We start from the raw sequence: 14,991 nt of genomic DNA, 5'->3' as shown, positions 1-14,991 counted from the left end.
ATTTTTGAATAAATAAATTTCAGAATTAGAAAGAAATAATTCCCGAGGTATGGAGCAGCACTAGGAACACTAGGATCGGCGCCACATAACGGAGCATAAACAGCCAAACACGGAACCAGCGCGCCTGTAGTCCAGCGGCTTCCGCTGCACCTTTCCAGAAATAACCGGCGAAGATGGTAATCAGCAGACCTCCAAGCGGCAGCATAATGTTAGAGGTGATAAAATCCAGCCCATCAAATAGAGATTTGCCACCAATCGTTAGCTCCGGGAACATTCCCAGTGACATCGCTAAAGGAATACTAAGAAGGAAACAGATCAGCGTCAAAATCCAAACCGAACGTTTCCGGCTCCAATTCCAGCGCTCCATTGTGAAGGATACAGGCACTTCAAGCAGCGATACAGCTGAGGTTAGAGCAGCAATCGCCAGCAAGATAAAGAACAAACCGCCGAAGAGCGCACCAAAAGGCATAGCCGAGAAAGCGGCTGGCAAAGCGATAAAAATCAGCGAAGGCCCCTGATCAGGAGCAATACCAAATGAGAACGTCGTCGGAAAAATAATCAAGCCTGCGATAAAAGCATATAACAAATCTCCTGCACCGATTGCGATGGCAGCGGTACCCAGCGATTGTTTTTTATCAACATAAGATCCGTAAGTCAGGAGAATCCCCATCCCGAGCGATAATGAAAAGAAGGCATGTCCCAATGCAACTAGCGCAGATTCCGCTGTCAACACTGAAAAGTCCGGTTTTAGGAAAAAGGATACCCCTGCGGATGCACCCGGTAAGGTTACCGCGCGAATCATTAACACTACAAGGAGTACGACCATACCAGGAATTAATACTTTGTTAAATTTCTCAATCCCGCCTGATACACCAAGGATGACTACACCCGCCGTAATCAGAATGGCTATCCCCTGCCAAACGATTGGCATATATCCAGAGACAAACGAATTGAATTCGCCTGCATAATCAGTAGTGCTGAATAGTTGTCCATTAAAAGCAATCATCGAATAGTTCAGCGTCCAGCCAGCAACAATAATATAAAAGGAGAGAATTAGAAACGGCGCAAGCACCTGCAACATTCCAGCTGCAAACCAACTCTTCCCGCCTCCAGCCCGCATAAAAGAGGTCGCCGCACTACCACGCCCACTGCGTCCGATAGCCAGTTCTGCCAACAGCACCGGTAACCCTATCAGCACCAAACAGACGATGAAAAGAAGGAAAAAAGCTGCCCCCCCATTTTCCCCTGTAATATAAGGAAACTTCCACATATTCCCTAGCCCAACCGAGCTGCCAATGGCGGCAAAAATAAAGCCCGCGGAAGAGAAGCGTTCCTCCTTCTCCGAGAGAAGATTTTTGTTACCCTTAATTTGATTCATTATAACGCCCCGTTTTCTTTTTTAGACCTCATTATAGCTTAAGTAACAAAGCACGTCATATGGAAATTTTCTGACTATTCTTATAACTACTCAAATTTTCTGTTTGTAAACGCTTATATTGTTTATTCAGTCACTGAATCTTACGAAGAATTATACTACTAACTCCCCTTTCTCATTATATCCACTAATGTCGTGCCTCATTGCTTCAATGAAACGAATTGTCTATATCCTGACGATATCTTTTAACAAAAAAGGCTCCCACTAAGGGAGCCTTTTCTAAACATTATTTGCGGACAGAGAGAATGAACCTCTCAAGCTTAGCTGTATCGGTTATGCTCCGATTACATTCCTGATTATCCAAACATACGTATTGACCCACAGCAGAAATATTATCCGGCGAAACGTTCACATTCTTGGTCTTAACATAAAAGAATGCAAGCTCTTGATGCCGATTGCAGAACATGCAGTACCCTTTTTTGTGCGTTGGTGTAATTCTACCCTCTATACCAATGAACTGTCCTTCGTACGGATAGATAATGAATAATTTATTACTGGCAATATCTATCCAACTCAAATACGTTATGTTGCGATAGTCGATGAGTTGTAGATCAGGTACTTTCAGTTTCTTATTCTTAGGGAATAGCTTCTGAATCTGCTTCAGCGTAATCGTCGGATATGACTCTAGGTATGGTTCTAATTCACTAAGATATCTCTGGAAATCTTCTGCAGTTTCGAAGGTCGATATTTGTTCCAGCATCTGCTTGTGATTCTCCGTAAGAGAAGGAAATGCCTCAATAATGTTCGTAGCAGCACTATATCTTACAGTCTCCAAGACTCTGCGATCCGCAACGGTTCGCAGGGTATGCAGAACAAATTTCGTTTGTTTCTTAATTAAGTTATATTGATGGTTTCTAATAAATGGTGTACACATCGCTTTTCAGCCCCTTATTTATATTAAAAGTTCATAAGGTGCAAAGCCCATTTATAGAAACGATAAAATTAAGTTGGGCGATATATCCATCCATCGCACCTCACGCAAAGTATCGCCCTATATTAGGCTTTGCGTGAGGAACTTCTAGCTAATGGGCATTTCAACATTAGCACTGTACCACCTCCGAGCATATTTCATGCCAAAAGTATAGCACCGTATTTTAGAAGGCGCAATTCATCTCGGGTGTCTATTTTTCATGCCATACCTACAAAAAAAGGGAGCTACATGGACTAGTCCAGTAACTCCCTCTTTTTTGACTATTCTTTTACAGCGCCGACTACGATCCCTGTCACAAAATAACGTTGCAGGAATGGATAAACCAACAATATCGGTAGCGCACTTATGAAAATCTGTGAAGCCCGTATGGTCCGTTGAGACAAGTTAGCTACGGCTGACGGATCAAGCTTGGACATATCTGCCTGAACGATAATGGTCTGCATAAACGTCGCCAGCGGCAGCTTATCCGAATCTCTGATATAGATTATACCGTCAAAATAAGAGTTCCAATGACCCACCATCATGAATAGAGAAACCGTTGCAATGACTGGTAAGGAGACTGGTAAATATATTTTCAAAAAGGTCTTAAAATGTCCTGCCCCATCAATAAAGGCCGCTTCCTCAAGGTCCTTAGGTACACCACGGAAGAAGTTCAGCAGCAAAATGATGTTAAATACGGCTACCAATCCAGGTAGGATAAGTGCCATCAAAGAATTCATCAGCCCGAGCTTTAGAATCAGGATATATCCCGGAATCAGACCCCCACTGAACAGCATGGTTACGACAAAATACCAAAGGTAGATATTACGCGCCCGGAAAACTCTAGTTTCCTTAGAAAGAGCATAGGCTGCAACCGTATTTACTACCAGTGCAAGTGCTGTTCCTAGGATTGTCCGCTCTACCGACACCCACAGGGATGTAAGAAAATTAGTGTTGTTAAAAGTTTTTGCATAGGCCTCCAAAGTGAAGCCAATTGGCCAAAAGGTGACCAAACCAGCATTGGCTGGGGCGGACGCACTAAGAGATACCATGAGTAAGTGATACAATGGCAGCAAGCAGAGCACCGAAAGGATAGTTAGGAGCACATTGTTGAATATGCTAAATATTCGATATGGAAGGGTTTTATGGTACATTTGTTGTCATCCTTTCTAGAAAATTCTGTACCCTGCAAATCTATAGGCAAGTCGGTATGAAATAACGATTAGAATTAAACTAATTGCCGATTTAAAAAGATTAACTGCGGTCGCAAAGCTGAATTGTCCGCTGAGAAGACCTTCTCTGTACACAAAGGTATCAATGATATCCCCTTGTTGATAGATCAAAGGACTATATAGATTAAATACCTGGTCAAAGTTGGCGTTCAATACATTGCCCAGTGCCAAGGTCGCAATTACAATAGCAATTGGAATAAGTGCTGGTATGGTAATATACATCGTTTGCTTCCAGCGACCTGCCCCATCCACTTCAGCAGCTTCATAAAGTGATGGATTAATGCCGGATAGCGCAGCTAGGAAAATGATCGTGTTGAAACCAAATTCTTTCCAAACATCACTGGCTATGATGGTAAATCGGAACCAATTGCCGTCCCCTAGAAAAAAGATCGGTTTTATGCCGAAAACGGACGAAATAAACTGATTGACGATCCCTGTTTGTGCTAGGATATCGATCAGAATTCCTGAAAGGGTAACCCAAGACAAGAAATGCGGTAGATAGACGAGTGTTTGAATAGATCTTTTAAGACCCATATTCCTTACCTCATTGAGCAACAAAGCGAATATAAAAGGAATAATCAGGTTCAAAACAATTTTGGAGCAAGCAAAAAACAGTGTATTCCAGGTGATTTGCAGGAAATAATCGTTCTCCCACATGTACCTAAAATGCTTAAGTCCGACCCATTCGGAATCAAAAAATCCTAATGCAGGCTTATAATCCTGAAATGCCATGAGTATTCCTGACATGGGGATATAAGAAAAAATAAAAACCATAATTGCCGCTGGTAATACCATGAAGTGGAGCACCCATGGTTGTTTATAGCCTTTTTTTCTTTTTCTTTTTATACTTGGTTTATTTTCCAGGCCTACCTGCTGTATTGAATTAGCCTCCATAGCTCTCTCCTGTTCCCAAAAAAAATATTTTGTGTGTGATGGGGATCTCTGCTATAAATAGTATCAGGCGTTTCTCAGGTTTGACTATATAACATTGTTAGGCTTGATATGGTTTTATTAGGACATCATCTGGAGGGTACATTTATGAATATTTGGAAGCGCTTTACATCCCTGAGAGAATTAACACAATCCCGGTTTAGTTTGTTTGCCAAAATAAACTGCCTGATCATACTCTTGTTCATCCCCATCATTATCATGTATACCTTTTCAAATAACGTCACATACGATGTTGTAAGCAAAGAGCTGCAGGTGTCCAATACGAAGCAGCTCACTTTTCTGTCCAGTCAAATTGATTCGCGTATTAATCAGATGATGGACTTCGCCCTTATCCTTTCTAGAGATCCCAATGTCAGAGCCTTCAACGGATTAAACATTTGGGCGGATCGATATGATCAGATGCAGACCCGGTATGTCATTCAGGAAAAGATGGTGCTTCAATCCGGGGTTGCAGATATTTGGCCTGCCAGATATGCCGTACATTCACAGCAAAATAAAGATGTCATCTCCAACTACAACCGGACATTTGGGTATGATGAGGATTACTTAAAAAGAAATATGAGTGGAAAATGGACGTATGGCGATCATAGCTTGGAATCTAAAGACGAGCTAAAATCCTTTTACTGGTTCTATACGGATTCCTTAGCTCAGCCGGGGATGTTGACGGGAAGCAACTTGGTGATTGAAGCCAGCTTCAGTTATGAGAATATTCAGAACATGCTGGATACGTACAAGGAAGGTGGACAAGGTGATCCTTTTTTCTATCATAAAGGGAACTCGCCAATTCTGAATCGCAGTGCGGACAAGCAGTTATCTGAAGAACTCATTCTTTACCTGGATAAACACTCACCTGAGAACACTACCCAGGATGTAGTCAAACTCAATGGCAAGAACTACCTGGTCAGCTCTGTGAAGTCCTCCTATTTGGATTGGAATTTAATAGATGTTGTCCCTCTATATCAAATCCTAAAACCCATTTCGCTCAGTCAGGATTTGTTCTATATCTCGATGATTTTGCTGTTTGTTATGGGAATTTCCGCTTCCATATTACTATACAGAAATGTTCAATATCCTATCAAAAAGCTAATTAAAGGCTTACGGCGCGTGCAGCGTGGAGATTATTCTGTACGTCTTCATAACGAGGGCCGGAACGAGTTTTCGTTTCTATTCCATCGCTTTAATGATATGTCCCATCAAATTCAAGACCTGATAGAGAATGTGTTCAATGAGAAAATCCGTGCCCGCGAAGCTACACTTAAGCAACTGCAGGCGCAAATCAATCCACATTTTCTCTATAACTGCCTTGGTTATATTATCAATATGGCCCAAATGAAGGATGAGGACGCTGTCGTCTCAATGGCTTATAATTTAAGTGCTTACTATCGTTATACTACCCGAATGGAACGGGAAACCGCGTCACTGGATGAAGAAATCAAGCTGCTCGTCAACTATTTGGATATTCAAAAGCTGCGCAATGCCAGAATTGATTATCATATCGAAATCCCTGAGAACATGTTAAGCCAGTCTGTGCCACGTCTAATGCTTCAGCCTATTGTGGAGAACTCAGTCATTCACGGAGTGGCCAAATCGTATTCATCGGGTGAGATTAGCATTAGTGGTGAGATTTCGAACGGCTTCTGCAAGATTTATATTGATGACGACGGGCCTGGCTTGAATCCGGAGCAGTTAGAAGCTTTGAATCGTAAAATGCAGGAGCCATTGCAGGAAGAAATGGGCTGTGGGCTCTGGAATACGAATCAGCGGATCATGCACCTGTTCGGTAATCAATCCTGTCTAACCTTTAAACCATCCCCTCTTGGAGGTTTCCGAACAGAGATTATCTGGGAAATCCCTACTGAGGATGAATATTCTAAATTTAAGAATCATCAAGGAGAATAACAACATGCAAATGATTATAGTAGACGATGAAGCGCACTGGGTAGATAATCTTGCCATGACTAAACCCTGGCATACGCTAGGAATTGAACAGGTGCATAAAGCGTATTCGGCACGTGAGGCGCTACAAATTATCGATACCAACCCGATTGATATTGTGATCTCGGATATCCAAATGCCCGAAATGACGGGAATTGAATTAATAGAGCGGATAAGAAAACGTGATAAAAAGATTAAATGCATTATTTTATCAGGCCATTCGGAGTTCGATTACGCCAAAAAAGCACTCCAGCATAATGCTGTCGATTATTTGCTTAAGCCACCTACCGATGATGAAATCATCGGTGCAGTCAAAACTGCCATCGAGCAATTGAACACAGAATGGGAACTTATCAGTTCGCTTAAACGAACCCAGTTTACCCTACGGGAAAATCTGCCGCTTTTACGTGGTCAACTGCTGCTTGATGCCTTGCAAGGTCATCAATTTCAAGCTGGCGAATGGGAACGGAAGCTCGTAAATTATGATTTGCCCTTCCATTCTGGCGATTGCGCTTTGATGCTTGTACGCATGGAAGAAGAATTTAGCCATTATAACAATAATGATCAAACCTTAATTGAATATGCCATCATCAATATGGCTGAAGAGATTATGGGTGAATTCATGCAGGTCTGGGGCGTTAAAGAAGAACATGGATATCTTGTGTTTCTGCTTCAGCTTAAAGAGAAAGGATCCGACATCGGCAAAGAAACCATCCTAGAAAAGCTTTCTTTACAGCTTCAGTATAAGGTTAAGCAATTTCTGAAAGGTTCCCTGTCCATAGTAATCACCGAGTGGTTCCAGTTTCCCGAGAAGGTGTCGAGCCGTTTCCGTCAGGCTACAGCTTATTTCCGGCAGATCGTGGGAGACGAGCGCGAATTCGTAATGCGGGTCAGCGAATTTGAACCTTCCACCACCCAAGGACCTTTGGATGCCCTTTACACCCCGCCGACACTAATTCACCTGCTTGAAAGTGGGCATTGGGATGCTGCGGAAGAGAAACTACTCGCTGTCTGCGCGGAGCTGGATGAGAAATGGTCTGAATCGTGGGAGCATTGCATGGAGGCCGGTTTTTTAATCACTGCATCCTTCACGAATCTCGCACACCGAAATGGACATACTCTAGCTAACTTAGTGGGAGACGATCTCGGTTGGTTGCAAAGCGGTGAAGCGTTCTCGACCATCGGTAAACTTAGAAAATGGTCCCTCAGCATCCTGAGCAAATTGAAAGAAGGAACGTCTAACGAAATTAAGGACATCAGGTCTGAATATGTGAAAAAGATTCAAGATTTCACAGACAAAAACCTGCATTTAGATGTTTCATTACGGGTTCTGGCTGACCATGTAAACCTCCATCCGACTCATTTATCAAAAATTTATAAGATTGAAACGGGTGAAGGAATAAGCGATTATATCTCGCGCCTGCGCATGGATCGGGCCTGCCATAAGCTGAAAAACACTTCTAAAAAAGTCTATGAAATCAGCATGGAGATTGGCTATATGGACCCTGCTTATTTTATAAAAGTATTCAAACGACAGTTCGGAGTAACACCGCAGGAATATCGAGACAATAATAAATAGCATGATAGAGTCCTATCGAAACTAAAAATCTCATATAGATGCCATCCCCGACTAGTTGTTAAAGTTACACTTGTAAAGATCATACACAGTAGGGGGAATTAAAGAATGATCAAGTTCAAAAAAATGTGGTCGTTGTTAACGGTCACAGCACTTATCACACTCACAGCCTGTGGCAGTGGCGGCGGAAATAATGAAAACGCCAAACAAAACAATACCACATCGTCTGAGACTAGTTTATCTGAAGCAGATGCTGCTTTTGAAAAAGGTAAATACGATCCACCCATCGAGTTCAGTTCGGTATTGATGCCGAAGAAATATGTTCAAGGCGATACAAAAGAAAACAATGTTCACGATCGCTGGATGCTGGAAACACTGGGCATGAAGCATAAAGATACTTGGTATCCTGCCAATGACGATCAATACAGACAAAAGCTTCAGCTTGCCATTGCTTCTGGCGAAAAGCTGCCTGACTTCGTTTCTGTACCAACCAATGCAGTGTTGACCAATCAACTGATTGATTCCGGTCAGTTCATTGCTATCGATGAGTTGTTTGACAAGTATGCTAATAAAATTCTAAAAGATCATGCTGCAGCACACCCAGAACTTTGGTATCCATTCACAAAAGACGGTAAGAAATACAATATGCCGATCCTTGAATATACCGATAATGACGATACCCTTCTCTGGTTACGGGAAGATTGGATGGAAAAGCTGAACCTTCAAGCTCCAAAAACAATCGCCGATCTTGAGATCATTATGGACAAATTCAAGAACGAAAACCCTGACGGTCTAGCACCTAAAGATGTTTTCCCACTTGCGATTTCTTTGAAAAACAATACAAACACCTGGATGGGCCAACTCGACTGGTTATTCGGTGCTTATGGTACGATTGAGGAACAATGGAATAAAGATGCCGATGGCAATCTAGAATACGGTTCCATTAATCCTGGTGCTAAACAAGCCCTTGCTAAGCTTAGTGAGTGGATGGAAAAAGGTTATATTCACACAGACTCCGCACTTTGGGATGAAGGTAAATCTGCTGAAAGCTGGACAAAAGGCGCCGCAGGTATTCTACCAGGAGCAAACTGGGTTCCAGACTGGCCGGCTCCCGATCTTATGAAAAATGTACCTGGAGCGAAGATCAAAGCTTATCCGGTTCCAGCAGGTCCAGACGGACTCATCGGTACCAAATGGCAGAACTCTGGGGTAAACGCTAGTATCATGATTAACAAAGATGCTAAGCACCCTGAAGCAATTTTCTTATACTACAACTACTTGCTTGATAACCTAGCTAATCCTGCAGCTGGTAGTGAATTTGAATACGGCTTTGCTAAAGGCTACGATTGGGACATGATTGATGGAAAGCCTACTAGTGATAAAGAGAAGATTAAAGACTTCTCCAATGAGTTTCCTTTCTTAACTGGACCGGCTCGTATTCCTGATCTGTTCATGAAGACATTGGTTAAACTTGCTGATGGTGAAACACCTGTAACTCCTTATGAAAAACAAATGGCTGAGTTCCGTAAACCGGAAAACTGGGCCGCTGCAAAAGTTGTTATGTCGCAAATAGACATTCGTAGACAGAACTATTTCACTGGTGCTGCGACACCAACGATGGTATCCAAATGGAATCTGCTTCGTCAATCCGAAATGGAAACCTTCAACAAAATCATTTACGGCAAGCTTCCAGTAGATGCCTTTGACTCCTTTGTTTCCAACTGGAAAGCAAATGGTGGTGACCAAATCACCAAAGAAGTTAACGAATGGTTCAAGTCTGTATCCACCAAATAGACTAAAGTAAATAAAACAAGCCGGAGCGTGTTCCTTACGCTCCGGCTTGTTTTTTTATGAATTCATCATTAACTTTCGCCCGCTAGAATCCCTTTCAAATACCCCGTCAACTCTTTTGCCGCTTGTTCATGAGCTAATGCTCCCGGATGACTTCTTGCCCCTATGGTCTCATCCGTCATATTTGGAAGCTGCAACACTGAAACCTGCTTGTCCCCTGTTTTCTTGCTATAAACATCGACCGCTCGGTAGATCGCCGGCATCATGGGGATACCAAGCATCCCGTATGCCCATACGAGATGTGCATGTTGATTATTTTTTCTAAGCTTCATCAGAAATTTCTCGGCGGCATCGACAAAAGCTTGTATATCATCCTCATGATAGGTCCCGTCTTCATTTAAGCGTTGTTTATGGCTTTCCCCTGTTACCTCATCTTTCCATTCTGGCGATTGAAAAGCGCCCCCATCATTTGTTCCTAGATTAACTACCACAACATCTGGCTGCCAGGATTCAAAAGAGTGTTCTTGAAAAGCTCCTAAAGCTTCGTTTTTTGCTCCAGTTAGAAGACCACAAACCTGTTCATAACAATCAGGGATATTACCGTGCGGATTATTATCCCAGCTAGTAAGGACGCCCCAGCCACTTTGAGAAATAACTCTATATTCTGCATTTAAAGCATCTGCCGTCATGCTAGTATAGTTGTTAATGGCACTAAACCACATTGGTATCCAGTCTTCTTCAGCCTTGGCACCTATACTTCCTTCACCGGATGTTATACTGTCACCTATGAACTCTATCTTGTGGGGTTTGTCCGCAACCGGCAGAAATTTCCCATCCATCTTCACCGCATGTATCTGCAAAGAGCAGCCAGGGTCTCCACTCATTGCCTGCACATCTTTTACAATACGGACATTTTTCACAACACGATCATTCATGCCTCTAAATACACAAATCCAATACCGGCCTGTTACTAACATTTGTCTGCTTACAGGAACGGAGTTGATCAGGATGCTAATCCAAGGTTCATAAACATCATAATCTGCTTCTACTTCAAGCCATAGCTCAGAACTTTTAACATTTAATTCGACCGCACTGCCTGTCCAAAATAACGTTAGTGGAGAAAGTAAACCTGTTGTTCTGCCGTGAATTTTCAGATGTTCGATATCAGCTAATGTATGTACCTTTAAGTTTGTATTCTGCTTCATAAAATCCCTCCTGAATTACTACTAGAATCCTAATCTATACTTCTACTTCACTACTTCTTCAATACTATCTTATAATCCTTTTCCAAATAGCATATAGCATATACTCTGCCTCTGGTACAATAGAATTAAATGAGGTCATGAACAAAGGTGGGATTGAAGTTGAAAGTTATACCTAACTGTATTACACTTGGCAGAATTATTTTGGCAATCATGCTGTTATTCTTCGAGCCCCTAAGTTCGCCCTTTCTTGCAATTTATATCCTTTGCGGAGTCACCGATCTGATAGATGGTCCAATTGCCCGAAAATCAGGCACAACAAGTCATCTCGGAGCAAAGCTGGATTCTGCTGCCGACACGATACTAATCGGGATCTGCTTATTTACTTTGTATCCGTTTCTGGGTCTTACACTCGAATTCATCTTATGGATCTTCTTGATCGCGGTCATCCGCATAACATCGATAGGGATCGCCCTCCGGAGATTCAAAACTTACGCAAGCATCCATACCTACGGCAATAAACTCACCGGGCTCCTCTTATTTATAACTCCTTTATGGCTTTCCCATAGTACCCACACCATTTGGACAACCATTGTCTGTATAATTGCAACCTTATCCGCCGTGGAAGAATTGATCATCCAAATCACATCCACTCAATTACAGCTGGACAGAAAAGGATGGTTTTACAACCATCCTAATCAGGAATAATGAAAGACACTGTAGTTCCCACCCCAGGAATACTTTGAATCTTCAAGCCTTGTCCATATAATTGTGTTAATCTCCGATCTGTATTAAGGAGACCAATTCCTTGATCCTTAAGACTTTTGGGCTGTAATAACTTGCTGACTTGAGCTTCATCCATTCCAATCCCCGTATCTGCAATGATAAAATGAACAGCCTCCGCATGTGTCTCGATGTGAATACGCAAGGTTCCACCTTTTGCCCGACTTAAGATCCCATGCCGGACGGCGTTCTCGACCAGTGGCTGAATCGTCAGCGGAGGAATTAGAAGCTGGAGATTCGCGTCTACTTCCCATTCAACTTGCAGCCTCTCCTCAAAACGCTGCTGCTGGATATATACATAATTCTCGACCAGCTCCAGCTCTTGCGACAGCGAAACAAGTTTGCCTGCATTTAAGAAGTCAAAGCTGATCCGCAGATAAGTAGTGAACGCATCTGAAAGATCTTTCATTTTGACAGTGTCAAAATCACTCAAGGACATAATCGAATTTAATGTATTAAAGAGAAAATGTGGATGGATCTGCGCTTGTAAATAAGCAGCCTCCATTCTCAAACGATCATTGACTGCTTGCTTCATAGAAGTGAGCGACGAAGCACGATACTTCAATTCTATGGCATCTACTGGCTTGGTTACATAGTCATTAGCGCCAGCCAAGAAACCTGCGTAGACATCCTCCTGCTCACTGCGAGCGGTCAATAGAATAATAGGAAGTTCATACATCGTAAACCGCTCGCGTATCAATCTTGTCAATTCATAACCAGACATGCCCGGCATCATCACATCAGCGATAACCAAATCAAACTGCTCATGATGCAACATATCCAGCGCCTCACGGGCTGAAGTCGTTGTATCAATCCGATAAGCTCCATCTGATAAAATATTTTGCAAAACTTTTAAATTGACCGAATCATCATCAACTGCCAGCACATGTATGATATCAGCGTCTGTATCGAGCTTCGAGAGTGGCTCTACTTCCTTTGTATTATAGGTGGCAGCCACCATAGCTGATTTCTCAGCAGTTATCCACGTGCTGAATGGTGACAATGGATCCGAATCTTTTTCTGCATAGACATCCGGAATGGATGACTGCAAGCTCCCTTTGGCTACAGGTAATTTGAAGCTGAACTTACTTCCCTGACCCGGCTGCGATTGCAGCAATAATTCACTGCCATGCAGTTCGACCAGCTCCTTACAGATGCTAAGTCCCAGCCCAATGCCGCCTTGACCGTAAGCCCCTTGTTCATAGCGCATAAAAACACGCTTTTTCAAAGCTTCATCCATACCTACTCCTGTATCCGTAACATGTATCCATACATCCCCACCTACTTGTTCTGCGGCCAGTTCAACACTTCCCTGTTCGGTGTACTTTAGTGCGTTATGAACTAAATTAATCAGAATCTGCACCAATCGCTCCTCATCCGCATAAACACGAGGCAGTTTCTCATCTATAGACATTCGAAGCTCTACCTTCGTCCCACCGGTTAAGAAGCGTAACATATCCAGTACACCTTCAGCCAATGACCTCACTTGCAAGACCTTTATATTCATCACAATCCGCTTATCCTGCAATCGCACAACATCAAGCAAGTCATTCAGCATAAGCGACATCCGGCGACTGACCATAATTAGCAATTCCATGTCACGCTGGCTCTCTTCATCCAGCACATGTTTTTTTCTTGTTAACACACTTTGGGCAATATTCATAATCCCATGCAGTGGAGTGCGCAGCTCATGTGATGTATTGGCTAGAAAACGGTCCTTTAATTTATTGGATTCCGCCAATTGAGCGTTCAGTAACACATTTTGATGGGATTGATGAAAATATCTCCTAAACCAATAGGCGGAAAATGCGGCAAGGGCAGCTATTAAATCTACGGGATAAAACATAAATTGTGAGCTACTGGCATAGTAGACAGCCCCCCACAACATATTATTTAGTACTGCTAACACTGAAAACAATAAAAATAGAGCACCTTCAGCTCGTAAGGATACCATCTTCCAAAAATAATATACCGTCCAACACACTGGAACGTAATACAGGATCATGTAATACCCTTTTCCGATGATATATAACACTGCCTCTTCAGGACCTACAATAATAAATAAAGTAAAAATGAGAACTGACAGGATGTAACTATAAAACGCCTTGCCTTTCCGTCGATTCCCCAATAGTTCTCTTCCCATCAATAAAAGGAATAGACAAAACCCTATATACGAAAGAACCTTTAACCTCAACATCCAGGCAAAATCAACATGAAGAAACCGGAACATTAGTCCATTATGTTCAACCCCAATGGATACAGCCGCAGCGACCATCATGAGGAAAAAAATAATCAGCTCTGTTTTTCGTACATCCATCAGATAGATAATCAATAAATACAACCCATGTAGAAGAAGCATGACCCCTACGACTAGCTGCAAGCCAATGGAATTCCAGTATATAGTGTCTACTTCATGTTGAATGCCAAACTCCACGGACCGAATTATGCCCCCTTTTAGTGGAGACTCATAGTTTGACGTCCGAACAAATAGATCCAGATGCTTCTGATCTGTAGGTGTATAACTGATTAAGAATGCTTTCGTCACATAAACATGCTCTTCCTTCTCGTCAGATAACACACCAAACCGTGCGAGCACTGTTCCATTGATCTCCACTTCAGAAGAAGTATAGATGGACTGGAACCAAAAGCTTAGCGGCTCAGACAAGGGTTGATCTAGCAAAATACGCATATGATAAGTTCCGTATCCATATGCCTTTTTTTGCTCTGAAGGATTAAATGCGGTACTCCAGTTACCCGGCACCTGAAGCATTTGGCCTTTTAAAACGCTATCCACATTGGCGGCATTCACCCATTGTTGAGGATAAAACTCCCATTCTCCATCCAATGGAAAAGAGCTTAGTGATTCAAGGTCCACTCCCCGCAAATCGAGCACACCTTGCTCCACTACAGGAGGATTAGACAGAGTAAAATGATTGTACCAGCTCCAGCGTATTGCAATCAGCAGGCAGATGAATACTACTATGTACAACATATGACTTAACTTAATTTTATTCTCCGAAGTTCTCATAGACTCCTCATTCGTCAATAGTATTTAATAGTGCTATATCCCTATCTCCAACTTTGAGCAATACAGTATGATTATACTATATTAAGAGGCCTATAGACGTATGTAATCCTATGTTTAGAGGAAAAAAATCAACTATCCCATAGAGCAG

The 14,991-nt window shown here is 42.4% G+C and carries 10 protein-coding genes; 4 read left to right on the top strand and 6 right to left on the bottom strand.

The window, feature by feature from the left end; all coding sequences use genetic code 11:
* Window positions 1-25 precede the first annotated feature (25 nt).
* From NST45_RS08465 to NST45_RS08450, 4 genes are all read right to left on the bottom strand, one after another.
* Window positions 26-1,378, bottom strand: a complete 1,353-nt coding sequence (locus tag NST45_RS08465) for a sodium-dependent transporter (RefSeq protein ID WP_036688675.1) — start codon at window positions 1,376-1,378, stop codon at window positions 26-28.
* Between the two features lie 283 nt (window positions 1,379-1,661).
* A complete protein-coding gene (locus NST45_RS08460; protein ID WP_036688678.1) occupies window positions 1,662-2,309 on the bottom strand; it encodes an elongation factor G-binding protein in 648 nt (215 codons plus the stop codon).
* Window positions 2,310-2,626: 317 nt separating this feature from the next.
* A complete protein-coding gene (locus NST45_RS08455) occupies window positions 2,627-3,499 on the bottom strand; it encodes a carbohydrate ABC transporter permease (RefSeq protein ID WP_036688680.1) in 873 nt (290 codons plus the stop codon).
* 15 nt (window positions 3,500-3,514) lie between these two features.
* Window positions 3,515-4,471, bottom strand: a complete 957-nt coding sequence (locus NST45_RS08450; RefSeq protein WP_036688682.1) for an ABC transporter permease subunit — start codon at window positions 4,469-4,471, stop codon at window positions 3,515-3,517.
* Between the two features lie 144 nt (window positions 4,472-4,615).
* Here NST45_RS08450 and NST45_RS08445 point away from each other — a divergent pair, with 144 nt between their 5' ends.
* From NST45_RS08445 to NST45_RS08435, 3 genes are all read left to right on the top strand, one after another.
* Window positions 4,616-6,427: a sensor histidine kinase gene (locus NST45_RS08445; RefSeq protein ID WP_076141014.1), complete on the top strand. Its 1,812-nt coding sequence runs from the start codon at window positions 4,616-4,618 to the stop codon at window positions 6,425-6,427.
* Window positions 6,428-6,431: 4 nt separating this feature from the next.
* Window positions 6,432-8,042: a response regulator gene (locus NST45_RS08440; RefSeq protein ID WP_076141015.1), complete on the top strand. Its 1,611-nt coding sequence runs from the start codon at window positions 6,432-6,434 to the stop codon at window positions 8,040-8,042.
* Window positions 8,043-8,147: 105 nt separating this feature from the next.
* Window positions 8,148-9,833 (top strand): ABC transporter substrate-binding protein, encoded by a 1,686-nt coding sequence (locus NST45_RS08435; RefSeq protein ID WP_036688689.1) that lies wholly within the window; start codon window positions 8,148-8,150, stop codon window positions 9,831-9,833.
* 68 nt (window positions 9,834-9,901) lie between these two features.
* Here NST45_RS08435 and NST45_RS08430 read toward each other — a convergent pair whose 3' ends face one another.
* Window positions 9,902-11,035, bottom strand: a complete 1,134-nt coding sequence (locus tag NST45_RS08430) for an SGNH/GDSL hydrolase family protein (RefSeq protein WP_076141016.1) — start codon at window positions 11,033-11,035, stop codon at window positions 9,902-9,904.
* Between the two features lie 159 nt (window positions 11,036-11,194).
* On the opposite strand from NST45_RS08430, the gene NST45_RS08425 reads away from it, so the two are divergent.
* The gene (locus tag NST45_RS08425) at window positions 11,195-11,740 is read left to right on the top strand and encodes a CDP-alcohol phosphatidyltransferase family protein (protein WP_076141017.1); all 546 of its coding nucleotides are present in this window, start codon (window positions 11,195-11,197) and stop codon (window positions 11,738-11,740) included.
* On the opposite strand, the gene NST45_RS08420 is transcribed toward NST45_RS08425, so the two are convergent.
* Window positions 11,727-14,843: an ATP-binding protein gene (locus NST45_RS08420; RefSeq protein ID WP_076141018.1), complete on the bottom strand. Its 3,117-nt coding sequence runs from the start codon at window positions 14,841-14,843 to the stop codon at window positions 11,727-11,729. The two genes, NST45_RS08425 and NST45_RS08420, sit on opposite strands and share 14 nt — an antisense overlap.
* Window positions 14,844-14,991 lie beyond the last annotated feature (148 nt).

The organism is Paenibacillus sp. FSL R7-0163 (assembly GCF_037969975.1).
In the GTDB taxonomy this organism is placed as follows: domain Bacteria; phylum Bacillota; class Bacilli; order Paenibacillales; family Paenibacillaceae; genus Paenibacillus_AQ; species Paenibacillus_AQ odorifer.
Note: the sequence above shows the minus strand (reverse complement) of the source record. Positions and strands in the feature narration are given on the sequence as shown.

What these genes read in the sequence shown, in the direction of transcription:
- NST45_RS08440 (WP_076141015.1), top strand. Translation starts at nt 6,432, where the DNA reads ATGCAAATGATTATAGTAGACGATGAAGCGCACTGGGTAGATAATCTT.
- NST45_RS08445 (WP_076141014.1), top strand. Translation starts at nt 4,616, where the DNA reads ATGAATATTTGGAAGCGCTTTACATCCCTGAGAGAATTAACACAATCC.
- NST45_RS08430 (WP_076141016.1), bottom strand. Translation starts at nt 11,035, where the DNA reads ATGAAGCAGAATACAAACTTAAAGGTACATACATTAGCTGATATCGAA.
- NST45_RS08455 (WP_036688680.1), bottom strand. Translation starts at nt 3,499, where the DNA reads ATGTACCATAAAACCCTTCCATATCGAATATTTAGCATATTCAACAAT.
- NST45_RS08465 (WP_036688675.1), bottom strand. Translation starts at nt 1,378, where the DNA reads ATGAATCAAATTAAGGGTAACAAAAATCTTCTCTCGGAGAAGGAGGAA.
- NST45_RS08420 (WP_076141018.1), bottom strand. Translation starts at nt 14,843, where the DNA reads ATGAGAACTTCGGAGAATAAAATTAAGTTAAGTCATATGTTGTACATA.
- NST45_RS08450 (WP_036688682.1), bottom strand. Translation starts at nt 4,471, where the DNA reads ATGGAGGCTAATTCAATACAGCAGGTAGGCCTGGAAAATAAACCAAGT.
- NST45_RS08435 (WP_036688689.1), top strand. Translation starts at nt 8,148, where the DNA reads ATGATCAAGTTCAAAAAAATGTGGTCGTTGTTAACGGTCACAGCACTT.
- NST45_RS08460 (WP_036688678.1), bottom strand. Translation starts at nt 2,309, where the DNA reads ATGTGTACACCATTTATTAGAAACCATCAATATAACTTAATTAAGAAA.